Origin of the sequence: Pseudonocardia bannensis (assembly GCF_012911875.1) — a bacterium.
GTDB lineage: Bacteria > Actinomycetota > Actinomycetes > Mycobacteriales > Pseudonocardiaceae > Pseudonocardia > Pseudonocardia bannensis.
In genome coordinates, this window is record NZ_JAAXKZ010000019.1 from 45,097 (window position 1) to 62,728 (window position 17,632).

Annotated in this window: 11 protein-coding genes; 2 read left to right on the forward strand and 9 right to left on the reverse strand. The window is 72.6% G+C overall.

Annotation, left to right across the window (positions count from 1 at the left end):
• Position 1 precedes the first annotated feature (1 nt).
• The gene (locus HF519_RS08000) at positions 2-1,015 is read left to right on the forward strand and encodes a ParB/RepB/Spo0J family partition protein (protein WP_169411670.1); all 1,014 of its coding nucleotides are present in this window, start codon (positions 2-4) and stop codon (positions 1,013-1,015) included.
• Positions 1,016-6,410: 5,395 nt separating this feature from the next.
• On the opposite strand, the gene HF519_RS08005 is transcribed toward HF519_RS08000, so the two are convergent.
• Positions 6,411-7,358 (reverse strand): D-alanine--D-alanine ligase family protein, encoded by a 948-nt coding sequence (locus HF519_RS08005; RefSeq protein ID WP_169411672.1) that lies wholly within the window; start codon positions 7,356-7,358, stop codon positions 6,411-6,413.
• A 32-nt stretch (positions 7,359-7,390) separates the two neighbouring features.
• Positions 7,391-8,710, reverse strand: coding sequence for an aminotransferase-like domain-containing protein (locus HF519_RS08010; protein WP_246242808.1), 1,320 nt, complete (start codon positions 8,708-8,710; stop codon positions 7,391-7,393).
• 247 nt (positions 8,711-8,957) lie between these two features.
• Between HF519_RS08010 and HF519_RS08015 the strand changes: the two genes are divergently transcribed.
• Positions 8,958-9,611, forward strand: a complete 654-nt coding sequence (locus HF519_RS08015) for a GNAT family N-acetyltransferase (RefSeq protein ID WP_169411675.1) — start codon at positions 8,958-8,960, stop codon at positions 9,609-9,611.
• Between the two features lie 100 nt (positions 9,612-9,711).
• Here the strand turns inward: HF519_RS08015 and HF519_RS08020 are convergent, their stop codons facing one another.
• The 7 genes from HF519_RS08020 to murJ form a co-directional block, all read right to left on the reverse strand.
• A complete protein-coding gene (locus HF519_RS08020) occupies positions 9,712-10,890 on the reverse strand; it encodes an N-acetylmuramoyl-L-alanine amidase (protein WP_169411677.1) in 1,179 nt (392 codons plus the stop codon).
• Positions 10,891-11,089: 199 nt separating this feature from the next.
• On the reverse strand, positions 11,090-11,419 hold the full coding sequence (trxA, locus tag HF519_RS08025) for a thioredoxin (RefSeq protein WP_169411680.1): 330 nt from the start codon (positions 11,417-11,419) through the stop codon (positions 11,090-11,092).
• A 73-nt stretch (positions 11,420-11,492) separates the two neighbouring features.
• The gene (gene trxB, locus HF519_RS08030) at positions 11,493-12,488 is read right to left on the reverse strand and encodes a thioredoxin-disulfide reductase (RefSeq protein ID WP_169411682.1); all 996 of its coding nucleotides are present in this window, start codon (positions 12,486-12,488) and stop codon (positions 11,493-11,495) included.
• A gap of 130 nt (positions 12,489-12,618) precedes the next feature.
• Complete coding sequence (locus tag HF519_RS08035) at positions 12,619-13,548, reverse strand: RsmA family anti-sigma factor (RefSeq protein WP_169411684.1); 930 nt, start codon at positions 13,546-13,548, stop codon at positions 12,619-12,621.
• Positions 13,545-14,096, reverse strand: a complete 552-nt coding sequence (gene sigM, locus HF519_RS08040) for an RNA polymerase sigma factor SigM (protein WP_169411687.1) — start codon at positions 14,094-14,096, stop codon at positions 13,545-13,547. Before sigM ends, HF519_RS08035 begins: the two co-directional genes overlap by 4 nt.
• Before the next feature lie 68 nt (positions 14,097-14,164).
• The gene (locus tag HF519_RS08045) at positions 14,165-15,841 is read right to left on the reverse strand and encodes a protein kinase family protein (RefSeq protein WP_169411689.1); all 1,677 of its coding nucleotides are present in this window, start codon (positions 15,839-15,841) and stop codon (positions 14,165-14,167) included.
• 57 nt (positions 15,842-15,898) lie between these two features.
• Positions 15,899-17,632 (reverse strand): murein biosynthesis integral membrane protein MurJ (murJ, locus tag HF519_RS08050; RefSeq protein ID WP_169411692.1); only part of this gene is annotated, 1,734 nt, incomplete at its 5' end.

Genomic DNA, 17,632 nt, shown 5'->3' on the forward strand with positions numbered 1-17,632 from the left:
CATGGCCGAGCGCAAGGGCGGGCTTGGGCGTGGCCTCGCGGCGCTGATCCCCACCGGTCCTCCCGCTCCGGCGCCGACTGCTACGGGCCCGTCCGATGGTCGGCCCCCCACCCCGCCGGCTGAGGTCCCCGTGTCGTGGAACCCTCCGCGTCCCGACATCGCCACCGGCGAGCCGGCCCCGCCGCCCGAGAGCACCGGGGAGCCCGTCGCGGGTGCTGTCTACCGCGAGCTCGACGTCGATGCCATCGAACCCAATCCGCAGCAGCCGCGCACCGCGTTCGACGACGAGTCACTCGCCGAGCTCGAGCACTCGATCCGCGAGTTCGGCCTGCTGCAACCGATCGTCGTGCGGACGGCCGGGCCCGGCCGCTACCAGTTGGTCATGGGCGAGCGCCGGTGGCGGGCCGCCCAACGGGCCGGGTTGGAGCGCCTCCCCGCGATCGTCCGGCAGACCGGCAACGACGCGATGCTGCGCGACGCCCTGCTGGAGAACATCCACCGCGTTCAGCTCAACCCGCTCGAGGAGGCGGCCGCGTACGAGCAGCTGCTCGCCGAGTTCGGGGTGACACAGACCGAGCTCGCCGACCGGATCGGCCGCAGCCGCCCGGTGGTCACGAACATGATCCGGCTGCTGAAGCTGCCGGTGTCGGTGCAGCGCCGGGTCGCCGCCGGGGTGCTCAGCGCCGGGCACGCCCGTGCGCTGCTCGGCCTGCCGGACCCGGGTCAGCAGGAGGAGCTGGCCGCCAAGATCGTCGCCGAGGGGATGTCCGTGCGGGCGACGGAGGAGGCTGTCGTGCTGGCCCGGCGGGAGTCACCGGCCCCGGCGCGACCGGCGCGCCGCAAGCCGATCCAGGCGCCTGGGCTCCAGGATCTGGCCGAGCGTCTCTCCGACACGTTCGACACCCGGGTGAAGGTCGAGCTCGGACAGCGCAAGGGCCGGATCGTCGTCGAGTTCGGCTCGGTCGAGGACCTGGAGCGCATCGCGGGAATGATGACCCCGCCCCGCGAGGGCTGAGACGCCACTGCCGGCGCAGGTGGGTGCCCGGAGACCTCCACGGAGTCGGCCATGACGTGCTCGAGATCCTCGCCCGTCGGCGCAGGGTGTCCGCGCCAGGAGATCGCGGGCCGCACGGCCACCATCGGGCGCGATCGCCGCATGCGGCAGCAGCGGCTTGCGCCTCGTCTGCTCCCGGCAGGCCGGGATCGCCGCCTCGGGGCACTCGGCTTCAGCCAGCCGGAGGAGTACGGGGGCGCGGAGTGCATCGCGGCCTTGCCGCTTGCCCCGTGTCGAGTAGCGCCCGGGTTGCACCGCGTAGCCACCCGAACCGACAAGATCTCCACCTGGCGAAGGCAGTGCGGTGCCCCGGCCGGTGAGGCTTGGCTGCGCGGGTCAGGGTCGTCAATCGGTGACGTGCCGCGCACTACAGGACGCCAGCCCCTCCTCCGACGGTCCGGGGTTCCGGCGCCAGGGTGGGCGCATGGTCAGCGCTCGTCATGAACGGCCGACTCCGGTGGGCCGGCATCCGGGCCGTGGTCCTTCGGCCACCACGAGCGGCTGAGCCCGGGGGGCGGCCCGGGTGGCCCGGTGCTCTTCCCCACCGTGTCCGCAGATGCGCCCGGCATCCGGGGGCACTCGGCGCTTGGGCCACGACGTGGCGCCAGGTCCACGAGGCGGCCCCGATGAACCGACCGTGAACATCGTCGTGTTTCACGTGAAACAGGCGCCGGCCTGCCCGCTCGGCCGGCCCTGCAGTCGGAGATGGCACGGAACGATCCCGCAGCTGATGGTGCTGGTCGCGAATGAGCAGCCTCGCTTCCGCGAAGCGGATCGCGGGCCGGTCCCGGCTGCTCCGCAGCGGACTCTCTGACCGAATTGCCTTGGTCGGCCTCGCGTACCGATCCTCCCGGCTGGTTCGTGTCCCGTTCGCGGGGCGCCACGGTGAGGGGCAGGCTCTCACCGTCGGTCGGGGCACGGCGGACAGGAAGCGGCAGCGCGAGGGGGCACCCGCGCCGCGAGGTGCTCTTCGTGCCGTACGCGCTGCACGACCACGACGGATACGCCGAGGCGGGATGCCGATGGCGACCGCGTCCACGGTGTCGGCCACCATCACTCGGTACTTCATCGTGCTGCCCCGCCGGGTGCGATCTGGCCGGCCTCCTGTCCTGTCCGGGGGCTGCCCTTTCTGCCTGTCTCGGGCCGGTACACCTCCGCCACGCGCCATCGGACCCCACGGCCGGCCACGGCCGGCACCACCGAGTCGCTCCCGCCGACCCTCAGAGGCTGCCTCGGCCGGGCGCGGATGGAGTCGGTCGTGTTTCACGTGAAACGGCGGACCGATCCGGCACGTGCGGGCGGTTGCCCGGCCCCTGGCGCTGCCAGCGGTTGGTGGCGCTGCGATCGCGGTGGGCGGGTCGAACGTGATGTACGGCCGATCCGGCCAGGGCAGGCAACCCGCAGCCGTACGCCATGACCGCCACTCCCGTCCTCGGCGGGTGTGCTCGTCCAGGCGGGCGATGAATCCGGCGTCGGGCCGATCGGCAACCGCCGCGGACGAGATCGTCGGGCGCTACGACGAAGCCGAGCGCGGCGGATGCCATGCCACCGCTGCCGCGAGCGCCCGCTCGGGGCCGCGCAGTCGCTGGGCCGGCTCGACGCTCCACTGCAGGGCTGCGCCCGGGTGAGAACTGGTCGAGGTCCGACCGGTTCGGGTCGCCCTCGTCGGGGTCGTCGGGGGTCGTCGGGTCCTGGGGGTCCTCGTCGGGGCCGCCGGCATCGCCGCGTGGATCGGGTGGATCCGGATCGCGGGCCGCTACGGGGGCGGGGTCCGGCCCGGAGACCAGGGCCGCGATGTCGCGGCCGTGGGTGGTGTCCGCGATCTCCGCGGTGTACCGGGCTTGCTCGGAGGTAGGCAGCGGCCTCGGCGCTGCTGTCGGGCTGACGGTGCCGGCCACATCGCGATCGATGCCACGGCGGCCCGGCTCGACGCGGGTGTCGCCGGACATCGGCGGGTAGCCAGCGGCTCGACTCCTGCGACCGGCAGCGCTCCGATCGTCCCCTGGCCGACCATCGCGACGATCGCCCAGGGTGGTCGGCCGCGATCGAACCGGCTGCCGCGGCGGACGTCCGACGTCAGTTGCCATGCACGGGCCCGCCTTCACCGGCGACGCCGCGGCGGCGGCGGCGAGGATGCCGCCGGGGTCGCGGGCTGCGTGGTCGACGCTGGCGTAGACGCCGTGGTCGACGCTGGCGTAGACGCGGACGGCGTGAGATGTGGGAGTGCCTCAACGCCACGTGGAGTGCGTTGCCGGAGCGGCAGCACTATGCCCGCTGGCACCGCGTGACCTCGCCGGTTCTCGGTGGTTGTGAGTGACCGCGGAGATCGCATCTCGGCGCCGGTCCCGCGGAACGGGACCCTTGAGGGATCGCCACGCGCGGCCGAGCAGCGGGCCCCCGAGCGCAGGACGACTCCAGGCCTGTTCGCCGAGACGGGCATCGGTCGGCGAAGTCGGCTCGACCTCATGGCGCCGCCCGACCGGCGACGGGCGCCGGTACGAGATCGGTCTCGGTTCGCCATCTCTCGGTGGGACACGGGCGCCTGGCGGGCACCATCGTCGCGACGACCTCCGCGGCTTGCGCCGCGGCCAGGGACGAGCCGGGGCCGTCCGTGGTCTGGTGTATCACCCGCGGGTCGCGGTCGACCTCCGTTCCACCTGACGCGGATGGCCGGGTGCGGCGGTGCGCGATTGCGGCCCGGTCATGTTCCTCGTCCGTGGAGCCCGCAGCCTGCGCTCGAAGTGAGCAGAGAGCGCAGCCCTCGTCCTGCTCGCCTTCACCGCGCCTCTGGGAGCGGGCGAGTCGAGGCGACCTGCGATGGCGGAGTGTCTGGCCTGTGGCGAGGGAGTCGGTAGTGGGTCGCAACCGGCGGGGACACCCACCGCCGCCACCCGCCGGTAGTGGCGACGCACCGGCGGGTCGGTGAGCGCCTGTGCTGCGGTCGCCAGGCCGGGCCTCGCCCGTAGTGATCATGACGGCACCGGCAGCCGAGCGCACCCAGGCGGTGGACGTGGGATCCTGACGGGGCCGCCGTCTTCACCATTGACGACCCGCGCCAGGGCATCGACGCGCCCGGGCGTCAACGACATCGACCCGGACCGCACCACGATCCGCGTCGTCGCCCTGCCGGGCGCCGACGCCCGCTGAGCGCGGAGGCCGTAGCTGCAAGGCCGCCATGGGTCGGCGTCGTGATCTGCTTCTCGCGGTTCGCGCCGTCGCTGATGCAGCGGCCGTGGCGAGCCTCCCCCGGCCCGGCCGAGCGCGCGCCGAGGAGACCGACCTGTTCGACGTGCTCCATGCGCAGCATTGCATCGCCACAGGCGTCGCGGGAGCGGCTCCGCGCGCTGGCCGCACCGCGCTACCGGGGCTCAGTTCGGGAAGCCGATCCGGGCATCCCTGTCACTCCGACCTTGCCCGGCGATCGACGGCAGGTCGGTTCGTCCGCTCGCACCTGGGCCGGACCTGTCCGCCGGGACGGGGGCGGTCATGTGTGCCGAGACCACCGAGCAGCAGCGTGGCGTACGGGGCGAGCGCCGTCGCCGACCTCGTCCTGGCGGCGAGGACGTCCAGGAACCGGCCCAGCATGTACCTGGTCCGCGATGGCGACGTCGTGGTCGAGAACGTCATCAGCGGGTTCGGCGCCGACGCGACCCCGATTCCGGGGAGGGCGTTGCGGCACCTGTCCTACGGTGGCGGGCGGATGCCCGCCACCGCACCGCGGTCTACGACTGCCCTTCGCCTTTACGACGGACGGAGATGCGAGCGCATGGATGCGTTTCACGTGAAACACCGGCGCTCCGTTCGCAGAGATCGTCCGCCGGCCACAGCCGTGATCCGCAACGGCCCGGCGGCCCCGAGGACGCGGTAGGCCGTGACGCCGTCGGGTCGGCGGCCCTGGCGGCATGTGCCGGCCCGCCCGGGCGGGCCGGCCGAGCCTGTGAGCCCGTCGTCTCGTGCCGTCGCGCTGAGCCTGCCCGGCGTGTGGCTGGTACGGCGGCGTGCAAGCTCGGCGGGCGGGACGGCATCCAGACTCCGTTCACCGTGCCGACGGGGCGCCGGCGGTGAGACAGGTGTTGGTCCGACGCGGACCGGCGGCTCCGGTGACACGGGAGTTCGTGCGCGTCGTATCCGGCTTCACTCCCCGGCCGTCGTCGCGGCGGACGTCCTCTCCGGGCGTCGCGTACGTGGTGGCGACTCCGAGTGGGCCGGCGAACTCGATGTCCATCACCCGGGTCCGCATCACGAACTCGTCGCGATCGCGCGGCGGGTGTTTCACGTGAAACCGGTGCAGCAAGCGAACGAGGTGGCTGCCGGGCGACGGCGATGGTGCGGTGAGATGCAGGCGGACGGCGGCATCTCAGGTGCGGACCTCGCCTACTCCAGCACCGGCAGCAACGGCATTCGACTGTGGGATCGCCGCCCTGTGGATGTCGTGGCCGGGGCGAATCCCCGGTCGGTCACGGTGCCGCGTCGGGGTCCGCCGGGCTTCTAGAACTCGGCTCGGGAGCCGCCGTGGACCGTGCCGACCCACGGGGCCGGCCGCGGGGACGGCCTGTCGCTCGCCGAGGCCCGCCGCGTGTCATGCGGCCGGTTTCGGGGATGGGGCGCCGGCGCTGAGCGGACCCGCTCGACGCGGCCGATGCGGTCGATCCGCCCTGAGGTTGTCGCCGCGAGCGTGGCCGGTCGACCGATGACGTGTCCCTGCGACCGCAGCGTTGCGGCCAGCCGGCCGGCCTGCTCAGCGGTCCCCACGGGCGCGGACCGCAATCGGGGTGATCGCTGCCGCAGCCGTCGGCGCTCCGTTGTCGTCGAAGCACCGGCTGCAGCGCCCCGAGCCGTCCTGGTTGGTTCGCCCCGCCGCCTGGACTGCCACCGGCCCGAGCGGTCCCGGCCGACCCGACCTCACCACGCGCAAGAACATCGAGCACGCTTTCGATCGGATCGAGCGATGTCGCGGAACCCGTGCGGGTGCCGTGCCCGTCGGGAATCCCCGAGAACTGCCCGTCGCACGAGGCGGCCGCCAAAGGTCCGAGCCACAAGGCTCTAGTCCGCGGCGCGTCCTCACCGGGCCGCGACGATCGATCGAGCGCCGTCGCCGCGATCCTGGCGTGACACCGCGCCGCCGATCTCGCGGGTGCCGAGCGTCGATCGACAGGACCGGCGCCCGGTCCGGATCCGCATCAGGTGCCACACGCGAGTCGCCGCCTGCGCATCGATCCGGGCCGTGCAGAGCGTCCGGCCGCCGACGGCTTCTGATCCGGCTCCCGGCGCCGATGGAGTGCGCGGGCTTCGCCGCGCCATCTCCCACCGTCGCCGGGACACCGGCGCGCCGGCCCGTGTTTCACGTGAAACACAGTCAGCCCCGCTCGACCGCCCGCTCCACCAGCGCGGCGTACAACTCCCCCAGATCCCTGCCCGCGGCGTCGACCGCGGTCGGCAGGAGCGAGGTGTCGGTCAGGCCCGGCGAGACGTTCACTTCGAGGATCTGCACCCGGCCCTCGTCGTCCACCACCGCGTCCATCCGCGACAGGTCACGCAACCCGAGCAGCCGGTGCGCGGCCAGAGCGGTCTCCTGCAGCTTCTCGAGCAGCCCCGCGTCGAGGCGGGCCGGGCAGTGGAAGGTGGTCGCACCGGGCGTGTAGCGCGCCGTGTAGTCGTAGACGCCGCCCTTCGCGTCCACCTCCACCGGCGGGAGTGCCCGCGGCTCGGGACCGTCGTGAACGACCGAGACGGCGACCTCGGTACCGGCCACGAAGCGCTCGGCGAGCACGGTGTCGGCGTAGGCCAGGCAGCTGACCATGGCGGCGGGCAGATCCTCCGCGGTCCCCACCACCTGCGCCCCGAGGGCGGACCCGCCCTGGTCGGGCTTCAGCATCAGCGGGAGGCCGAGGCGTTCGACCATCGCGTCGAGCACCCTCCGTGCCCCGAGTTCACGGAAGGTCGCGTGCGGCAGCGCGACCCAGTCGGGCGTGTCCAGCCCGGCACGGGCGAGTTCGGCCTTGGCCGTCGGCTTGTCCCAGGCCCGTCGGCACGCGGGTGCCGCCGTTCCCACGAACGGCACCCCCAGCAACTCCAGGACGGCCTGGATCGCGCCGTTCTCCCCCTCGCCGCCGTGCAACGCGATCGCGACCGCGTCGGGTGGGTCGGCGCGCAGGTGCTCGATCAGGGCGGCGTCGGCGTCCCACTCGCGGACCGTGACACCCACGGCCCGAAGCGCGCCCGCCAGCCGGCGGCCCGACCGAAGGGAGACCTCGCGTTCATGGGACAGCCCACCGGCCAGGACCGCTACGGTTCGTTCGCTCACCGGGGCATTCTGCGTCATGCCCGGGCGCAGGGTCAGGCGGTGTCCGGAGAGGGAGTCTGCGGACCCCGCCCGACCGCGGGCGGCGGTGATGCCGACCGGACGGGCGAACCGAACGTGCGCATCACGTCGAGCTCGGCCTCGAGCACCGCTGCCAGCCGCCGGACGCCCTCGGTGATGCGCTCGGGCGTCGGATAGCAGTAGGACAGCCGTAACTGCCGACTGCCGAGCCCGTCGGCGTAGAAGCCGGTGCCCGAGGCGTAGGCGACGCGCGCGGTGACCGCACGCGGGAGCATCGCCTTGGTGTCCACACCCTCCGGAACGGTCAGCCAGACGTAGAAGCCGCCGTCCGGGACGTTCCAGCTGCAGCCTTCGGGGAGGTACGTCTCCAGCGCCGAGAGCAGGGCGTCCCGGCGGTCGCGGTAGACCTCGGTGAAGGTCTTGATCTGGCTGCGCCAGTCGTGGCCCTCCAGGTACCGCGACACCAGCATCTGGTTGAAGCTCGGGGGGCACAGCGTGGCCGACTCCGCGGCCAGCACGAGACGATCGCGCACTGCCGGCGGCACCAACGCCCAGCCCACCCGGAGTCCCGACGCGAACGTCTTGGAGAACGAACCGAGGTACACGACCCCCGGATCCATCGACCGCAGTGCCGGGTAGACGCGACCGGAGAAGCCGAGCAGGCCGTACGGGTTGTCCTCGATAACCGCGACCCCGTACTCCGCGCAGATCTCGAGCACCTCCGACCGCCGCTCGACGGCGAGGGTCACGCCGGCAGGGTTGTGGAAGTTCGGGATCGTGTAGAGGAACTTGGGCGTGATCCCCTGGGCACCGAGCGTGCGCAATGCATCGCGCAGTGCCTCCGGTATCAGGCCGTCTGCGTCCATCGCGACATGCACGACGCGGGCCTGATAAGCGGCGAAGCTGCCCAGCGCGCCGACGTAGGACGGGCCCTCCGCCAGGACGACGTCACCCGGATCGCAGTAGATCCGGGTGACGAGGTCGAGCGCCATCTGGGAGCCCACCGTGACGACCACGTCGTTCGGATCGGCGTTGACGCCCTCCAGGCGCATGACCTCGCAGATCTGCTCCCGCAGCGCCGGGACGCCCTGAGCGGAGCCGTACTGCAGCGCAACCTGACCTTCCCGCGCCACGAGATCGGCCACCTCGACCGACAGCGCGTCGAGCGGGAGCGCCGCGAGGTTGGGCATGCCGCCGGCCAGAGAGACGACCTCGGGCCGGCTCGCGACGGCGAACAGGGCCCGGATCTCCGACGCGGTCATCCCGGCCGTACGTGCCGCGAACCGCTCGGCCGGGGGCACCGCCGGGTGCGCTCCCCCGCCCGGGACGGGCAGACGGCGTTCGGGATCTGCAGCGCTCGGGACTGGCACGGACGGACCCTCCCCGGGCTCGCGACGATGGACGGATGACAACCGGTGCGGATGAGTGTAACCAGGACGGGGGACGGTCCTGCCCTTCGGCGAAGCTGAGACGCCGGTCGCAGCAGACGGGGTGTCGGGACGGTCCTGTATCGATCTAAGCTCGGGTGTCGGCGCAAGAGGCGGCGGCGTACGACACCACATTCGGCGCCGGAGGTTCGCCTTGTCCTGGCACGTGGCGAGCATCACTCTGGACAATCTGGACGAACTGCCCAAGCGGTGTCGCAGCTGCGTGTTCTGGGAGCTGTCCGACCACCTCGGCAAGCAAGCGGCCGAGTTCGCCTCGACCGACCTCGAGAAGGAGGCCTGGGTCTCCGGCGTCCTGCTCGAGTGGGGCTCCTGCGGCAAGATCGTGCACGTGCGCGGCGTACCGGCCGGTTACGTGATGTACGCCCCGCCGTCGGCGGTACCGAGGGCGTCGGAGATGCCGACCGGTCCGGTGAGTGCCGACGCCGTCCTGCTCACCACGATGCAGGTGATGCCCGAGTTCGCCGGCGAGGGTCTGGGTCGGATGCTCGCTCAGGCCGTCGTGAAAGATCTCACCCGGCGCGGGGTGAAGGCCATCGAGGTCTTCGGTGACGCCCGGCCGGGCACCGAGCCGAGTTGTGTGATCCCCGCTGAGTTCCTGCGCGGGGTGGGCTTCAAGACCGTCCGGCCGCACCCCCGGTGGCCGCGGTTGCGGATGGAGCTGCGCGCGGCGATGACGTGGAAGGAAGACGTCGAGGCGGCGCTCGAGCAGATCCTCGGTTCGGTGACGATCCCCATGCAGCCCGCAGCCCCGGTGCGGCCGCAGGTGCCGGCCCGCACATCCGTCTGATCTTCAGGAAATCGCTGCTCTGTGACGATCTGGGGGCGCCCTGTAATCGCCGCTGCCGGCTTGACGGAAGTGACCGCGACCGAGGGGCCCGGGACGGGCCCTAAATCGCCCGTGCTTCGTTTCGGCTGATTTCTCGGGCCAATACGTCCGAAAAGGTGAACGTGCCGGTCGGCTGGTCGTCCTGCCCGAGCAGGTACAGGCGCTTGACCCCGACGAGGATGCCCTCGGCCACGATGTCGCGGAAGGCCGGATCGAGCAGCTTGCGCCGGTCGCCGAGGTGGGTGAGGTAGCCGACCTCGACACGGACGGTCGGCATCCGGGTCAGTCGCAGGAGCTCCCACGTCCGCGGTTGGGTTCCGCAGTCGAGCATCGACGTGCGGATGAGCAGCTCCCGCTGGATCAGGCCGGCCAGCGCCTCACCGACGGTGGAGGTCGCACCGGAACCGTTCCCGAAGTGGAACGTGGCCAGTCCCTGGGCCTGCATGCTGTGGTTCGCGTCGGTGTGCAACGACAGCACGAGGTCGGCCCCGGTGGTGTTCGCGAAGGCCGCGCGCTCCGCCTCGGGCGGGCACGAATCCTCACGGCGGGAGAGCAGCGCCTCCATGCCGGTGGCCGACATGCGACCCACGAGTCGGCGGGCCAGGTCCCACATCAGGTCGGCCTCGGTGACCCCGGCGACCGTCACACCGCGATCGGTGCCACCGTGACCAGGATCGATGACGATGCGCTTGCCGCGCATCCGCGGCCCGGCGCGACGCAGCAGCTCCTGCTCGCGGAGCAGGCCCGGGCGGCCCCCGGTCACCTTCCGGCCGAGCTGACGCAGCGCGCGCAGGGTCTGCGGGCCGCACACCCCGTCGGGAACGAGCCCGTAGTCGCGCTGGAAACCGCGCAGGCCCTGCTCGGTCTGCTCGTCGAAGACACCACCCGGGCGGCCCACGTCGTAGCCGAGTTCGAGCAGCCGTTCCTGCAGAGTCACCACGTCGTCGCCGCTCATCGGCGAGGAGATCATGAGGGCGAGCATCCGGTCGCCGAGGGTCCAGCCTGCCTCGCGCAGCGCGCGGTAGGTGGCGGGTCCGACGATCCCGTCGGTGATGAGCCCGCGGCGTTGCTGGAACGCGCGGACGGCGTGCTCGACATCGAGGTCGTAATGGGCCTCGGTGGCGGTGCCGGGGCGGGCATCAGAGTTGCTGCCCTCTTTGGGCAGCAGGCCGAACCCGCGCAGCATCGCCCGGATCTCGACGACCCCCGGACCGCTGTCCCCGCGGCGGAGCAGATGCATGCACTCCTCGCTCGATCTTCGTGCCGCGCGAGCGGCTCCGTCGTCCCCTGGCGTTGTCGCCGAGTTTCCGGCATCGGCCGTCGACCATTGTGCCCTGCCGTTCCCCGACCGGGGGACAGCGGGGCGTAAACGGGCGTGTCCCGGTCGTGATCGACCGGGACACGTGTCCGTTATGACCGGCCCGAGCGGGCCCGCCGGATCAGCCGAGGTAGTCGGCCAGGTCCGAGAGCAGCGCGGCCTTCGGCTTGGCGCCGACGATCTGCTTCACCGGCTTGCCGTCCTGGAACAGGATCATCGTCGGGATGGACATGACCTGGTAGTCCCGGGCGGTCGCCGGGTTCGCGTCGATGTCGATCTTCGCCACGGTCAGCTTGTCGGCGTTCTCGCCGGCGATCTCGTCGAGCACCGGGGCGACCATCTTGCAGGGCCCGCACCACGTCGCCCAGAAGTCGACCAGCACGGTCTTCTCGCTCTTCAGGACGTCGGCCTCGAACGAGTCGTCGGTGACGTCCACGGTGTTCTTGCCCATCAGAGCACTCCCTTTCCCAAAGATGGTCGAGCCGATCGTCTTCGCGCGATCGGGTGAAGTGTGTGGTGACCGGTCAACTGGTCGCGGGCACGGCCTCGGTGGCGGGACCGTAGCCACCGCCGGCCTCCTCCGCCGGGATCGGCCGGGCGGCGAGCCAGCGCTCGGCGTCGATCGCCCCGGCACATCCGGAGCCGGCGGCGGTCACGGCCTGCCGGTAGGTGTGGTCGACCAGGTCGCCCACCGCGAACACTCCGGGAACCGAGGTCCGGGTGCTCGGCGACTCGACCTTGACGTAACCGTTCTCGTCGGTGTCGACGATGCCGCGGACCAGTTCGTTGTTCGGGTCGTGCCCGATCGCGACGAACATGCCGGTGACGTCGAGGTCGGACTGCTCGCCGGTCTGGGTGTCACGGACCGTCAGCCCGGAGACGCTGCCGTCCCCGCGCACCTCGGTGACCTCGGCGTTGGTCTTCCACTTCATCTTCGGGTCGTTCCTGGCCCGTTCGAGCATGATCTTCGACGCCCGGAACTCGTCGCGCCGGTGGACGATCGTGACCGACTTCGCGAACCGGGTCAGGAAGGTGGCCTCCTCCATCGCGGAGTCCCCGCCGCCGACGACCGCGATGTCCTGGTCGCGGAAGAAGAACCCGTCACAGGTGGCGCACGAGCTCACCCCGCGGCCCAGCAGCGCCTGCTCCCCCGGGACCTGCAGGTAGCGCGGCGAGGCGCCCATGGCCAGGATGACCGCGCGGGAGCGGTGGGTGACCCCGTTGGCGGTGACCTCCTTGACGTCACCGAGCAGTGAGACCGACTCGACGTCCTCGGTCCGCAGGTCGGCACCGAAGCGCTTGGCCTGCAGGCGCATCTGCTCCATGAGTTCCGGGCCCATGATCCCCTCGGCGAAGCCGGGGTAGTTCTCGACCTCGGTGGTCGTCATGAGCGCGCCGCCGAACTGGGTCCCCTCGAAGACGAGGGGGGCGAGCTGGGCACGTGCGGCATAGATGGCCGCCGTGTATCCGGCTGGGCCGGATCCGATGATGATCAGCTCGTGCACCGTGTCGGTGGTCACCGCTGGCCTTCCTTCCTCGCCGTCGTGGCTGCTGGGCGGCCGGACCGGGCCCGCCACTCGGACCGGTCAACACGATCCTAGGAGCGGGCATTCCGCCGCTCACCGACGGTGTGAGCGACGGTGAACGAGGTCACCGTGGCACGAGTTCGTCGGTGAGCAGGATGCCGCCGTCCGGCCCGCAGTCCGGGTCGACCACGATCAGCCGGAACGTTCCCAGGATGCCTGTCGGCAGTACGAGCAGCACACCGGGGCGTCCGTCGAGCAGGACCCGGCGCCCACCGAGCACGGTTCCCTCCGGCGCCGGGACGGCGATCTCGCGCAGGCAGCCGGCCCGCCGTGCGGGGTCGGCGAGATCCCCGAGGTCAGCGGCCCCGATCGCCGATGCGCCCGCTGCGGCGAGTTCACCGGTGCGCAGAGCGAGCACCGGGGAGTGCGATCCGACGCCCGGAGCGTGTGCCAGCAGGGCGCCGGCGCCGATGACCGCCGACAGCGCTGCCGCGGCGGCCAGGACGGCGCGCCGGCCCGGGACCCGCCGGCCCGGGCGACTCCGGCCGGCGTGCGGACCGGCGTCGCCGCCTTGCCCTGCGCCGCGCGGCTCCGGCCCGCGGGGGGCCATGGTGGGAGGTCCGGGGATGCCGGCGGGGCCATCCGAACCACCGCCCGGCTCCCGGGTGCGGCCGTGGCTCCTCGCCGAGACGCCGTTCGTGTGTCCCGGGCCCCGGCGGCTTCGCCCCGGGTCCGCGTTCCGATGAGCGCCGGCCGGGTCCGGACGGCTTCGCCGGGTGTCCGGGTCGCCATGGGCGTTCCCCGGGTCCGGACGGCTCCGCCCGCCGTCGACCCGGTCGAGCGCCGCCCGGATGCCGGCCACCACGTCGGCCGGCATCCGCTCCGTCGGCTGGGCGGCCAGTTCGGCGCGGGTGGCCGCCAGAGCGTCCAGCACCGTCTGTACGGCCGGGTCGGCGGCTGCTGCGGCCCGCACCGCCGCGGCATCGTGGGCATCGAGCAGGCCGGCGTCCAGGGCGGCGAGGCGGGCCACGTCGGGGCCGTCGGGGTCGGTCACGCCCCCACCTCCCGCAGGTGCCCGAGCAGGACCGCGAGCCGGGCGCGCCCCCGGGCGCAGCGGCTCTTCACCGTTCCCGGTGCGACCTGCAGGATCGCGGCGACCTCGGCCACGGGGTAACCCTGCACGTCGACGAGCACGACCGCCACCCGCTGCTCGATCGGCAGCAGCGCGAGGGCGTCGCCGACCGCGAGCCGGGTCGTCAGTTCGTGCACCGGATCCGGCCCGCGGGCCGGCACGTCCCGTTCAGGCCACGGCACCGTGGGCCGAACCCGTTCACGCCGGATCCGGTCGATGCACACGTTCACCACGATGCGGTGCAGCCATGCGCTGACCGAGGCCTCACCGCGGTAGCCGTCGATCCGCCGGTAGGCCGACACCAGCGCCTCCTGCACGGCATCGGCTGCGTCCTCGCGGTGTCGCAGGGTCCGCAGCGCGACCGCCCACAGCCGGTCACCGTGCCGGCGGACGAGCTCGTCGAAGGCCGTCCGGTCACCGTCCCGGTGCGCGGCCACCAGCTCGGGATCGGAGCGGGCGGTCGCGGACACGCCCGGAGACTAGGTCGGGCGGGCCCTTCCCCGAGGCCGTTCAGGGGAAGTCGCCGACTCCGGGTGGCTCAGTCGCCCGCTCGCTGGAAGCCGACCTCGTTGATCTCGGTGGCGTTCTCCGACCCGCCGCCGCCGAGCTTCGTGATCCAGATCAGCACGTGCTGGACCGGCTGGCTCTGAGCCAACGAGATGCGGGTGTCGCCCGGCTCAAGGGTGGCCTCGGTGATCGCCACGGTCTCGTCGAACTCGGCGTCGGCCGTCGGTGCGGAGCGGATCTGCACGACCGTGCCGCCGCTGGGCGAGTCGATGGTGAGGCTGGACAGCTGCACGGCGGAGGCGAAAGACACCATGATCCCGACCCCGGGCTTGAGGGCCGGGAACGGCTGCTTGTAGACGAACGTCCGCCAGCTCGTCGACGGGTTGCCGTCGATGATGCGGGAGATCCGCCCCGCGTTGTCCTTGTCGCCGGTGTTGTCGTACACCTCGATGCCCGCGACCGAGGCCGCGGTCGACCCCCCCGCGGGTGGCGCCGGTCGGGCCGGGGCCGGCGGGGAGCCGGGCGGAGCCGCCGCACTGTCGACGACGATGGCCGGCCCGGCGGAGTTCCCGAACAGCGAGCCGAGCTGGATCCCCAGGTAGCCGAACACCACGAGCATCCCCGCGCCCAGCACGGAGAGCCCGATGGCGAGCTTGCGCTTGCGTTCGGGGTCGGTGGGGCGCACGACCCGGGCGTCGTCCTGCCAGACGTCCCCCGGGGCGGATGGGACGCCGTCGTGGACCGGGGGGAACAGCGCTGCCCGGTCGTCCTCGGCCACGACCTCACTGATCAGCTTGTGGACCGCGGCGGCGGTGTGCACCCGGCCCGGTGCGTCGTCGTCGCCGAGGGTTCCGGCGGTCAACGCATCCAGCTCGACCGGCACACCGGGGCGCAGCGTGGACGGCGCCGGCGGTGCCCCCCCGTCGCCGCGGACGACCGCGCCGAGCCCGGCGAGGGCGGCGTCGGCCCCGGACAGCGGCCAGCGCGAGGTCAGCAGGGCGTAGAGAACCGCGCCGAGTCCGCGGACGTCGTCGGCCGGGCGCAGGTCGGGCCGCGGCAGGACGAAGGCGAGCTGGGCGCGCCCGTCCGGGGTGATCCGGATGCGCTGCGGGTGATCACAGCCCAGCACGAGACCGTGCCGGTGCGCTTCCTCCGCGGCGGCGGCCAGCGGCTCGACCATGCGGGCCGCGGTCAACGGCTTGATCAGACCGCTCGCGACGGTCTCTCCCAGGCTGCGGCCGGGCACCCATTCGGCGACGGCGGCGCCGAGAACATCGGTGGGTACCCCGGGGGACCCGGCCGCCAGGACGTCGAGCAGACGGGCACAGCCCCGGTGTTCGAAACATCCGGTGCGCAGCGCCCGGACGATCATCTCCCCCGCGCGGATCGTGCCGTCGGGGTCGTCGGAGGCAGGGTCGGCCTCGAGCCGGCGCAGCACGGTGATGGCGACGTCGCGCCGCAGGATCGTGTCCTCGGCCCGCCAGAACTCGGCACCCGCGCCGAGGTCGGAGCCGACGCGGGTGTGCAGGCGGTACCGGTCGGCGAGCATGGAACCGCCGGTGGTGCCGCCCGCCGCCGGGGACGGTTCGGAGCGTGGGGCGCGACAGGTCGGGACGTCGGCCGGGCGGGTCTGCTCGGGCACCTGTGCGGTGCCGGCCCCGCCCGAGTTGTGCGTCGGTGCGGGCCGCTGTTCAGTCTGCCCGCTCACCGCGCTGACCTCCCCCTCCACAGCCGCCCGGATCCAGCCCCCGGGTCGCAGCCTACGTCAGTCCGGTGTCACGCGACGAGGTTTGCGGCCCCGGGCGAGCCCGGCGAGTCGGCGCACGATCGGGTCGAGCTCGCGGACCCGCAGCAGCCGCAGGGCCAGCAGCGTCGTGGGCAGCATCACCAGCAGCGCGACGACCAGCGTGGTCCACGCACGTGGCACCGGCGACCACTCGGCCAGCGGTCCCAGACCGAGCAGGGCGACGACGCCGACCGCGAGCAGCGCCGACGCCGCGGCGGCCAGGGTGGTCGTGCCGATCGTGAGCAGGATCTCCTTCGCGCGCAGCGCTCCGAGCCGGCGCGCGAGCAGGATCTGGCCCAGCACAGCACCGAACACGAACGACGCCGCGTTCGCCGCGGCCAGCCCGAGCACCACGTTCTCCGGGGCCAGCAGCAGCGGGCAGATCAGCAGCATCGGCACCTTGACCGCGACGATGAACAGCTGGATCAGCGTGGGGGTTCGACTGTCGGTGAGCGCGTAGAACACCCGCAACTGCAGCATCACCACCGCGAACGGCAGCAGCCCGAACGCGGATGCGGCCAGCGTGGCACCGAGCCGCGCCGCGCCGCCGCCCGTGTCGCCCGCCCCGAGGGAGAACAGCGCGATCCCGACCGAGGTCCCGAAGGCGGTGAGCAGCGCCGAGATGGGGATGAGGAAGACGGCGGAGAGCCGGCTGCCGAGTGACAGGTCGGCCACGACGTCGTCGACCCGGCCCTCGGCCGCTGCCCGGCTCATCCTCGGCATCAGCGCGGTCAGCAGCGACACGCCGAGCACGCCGTAGGGGACCTGGAGCAGCAGCCAGGCGGTCGTGTAGATCGCGACCGCGGCGCCGTCGGCGGACGATGCCACCCGGGTGGTGACGATGTAACCGGCCTGGCCGATCAGGACGTAGGCGACCACCCACAGCGCGAGCCCGCCGGCCGCCGTGAGTCGCGGGTCCCAGCCCCACACGGGGCGGTAGTGGAAGCCGATCCGGCGCATCGACGGCAGTAGGACGGCCGCCTGCGCCACGATCCCGAGCGTGGTCCCGATCCCGAGCACGAGCAGCTTGGCGTCGCCCATCCGGACCGGGTCCAGGCTGATCTCACCCGGCACCAGCATGTAGACCCCGAGCACGGCGAGGACCACGACGTTGTTGAGCACCGGTGCCCAGGCGAACGGGCCGAAGACCCCCTTGCTGTTGAGGACCGCGCCGAGCAGCGCGCCCATGCCGTAGAAGAAGATCTGCGGCAGCAGCAGGTACGCGAACGCCGTGGCCAGCTCGGGGTTGGCCGTGGTGGTGGTCTGCCCGCCCAGGTAGAGCCGGGTCAGCAGCGGTGCGGCGAGCATCGCGACAGCGGTGGCCAGCAGCAACACGACACCCGCCACGGTGAGCAGCAGCCGGGTGTACCGGTCGCCCCCGTCGGCGTCCTCGGTCTGGGCCCGGACCAGCAGCGGGATCATCACGCTGGTCAGCACCCCGCCGAGCAGCAGCTCGTAGACGATGTTCGGCAGCGTGTTCGCGACCGTGTAGGAGCTGTTGACGATGCCCAGCGACAGCACCGCCACGAGCAGCAGCGTCCGCAGGAAACCGGTGACCCGGCTGACCAGGCTGGCCAGCGCGATCAGGCTGCTGGACCGACCCAGCGACGGAGGCGGCGGGGCGCCCTGATCGGTCAACCGCGGGAACTCCACGGTCAAGGCATCGATCGGCTGGGTCGGGCGGTTCATGGATGCCGGGTCGGGACCCGGGGC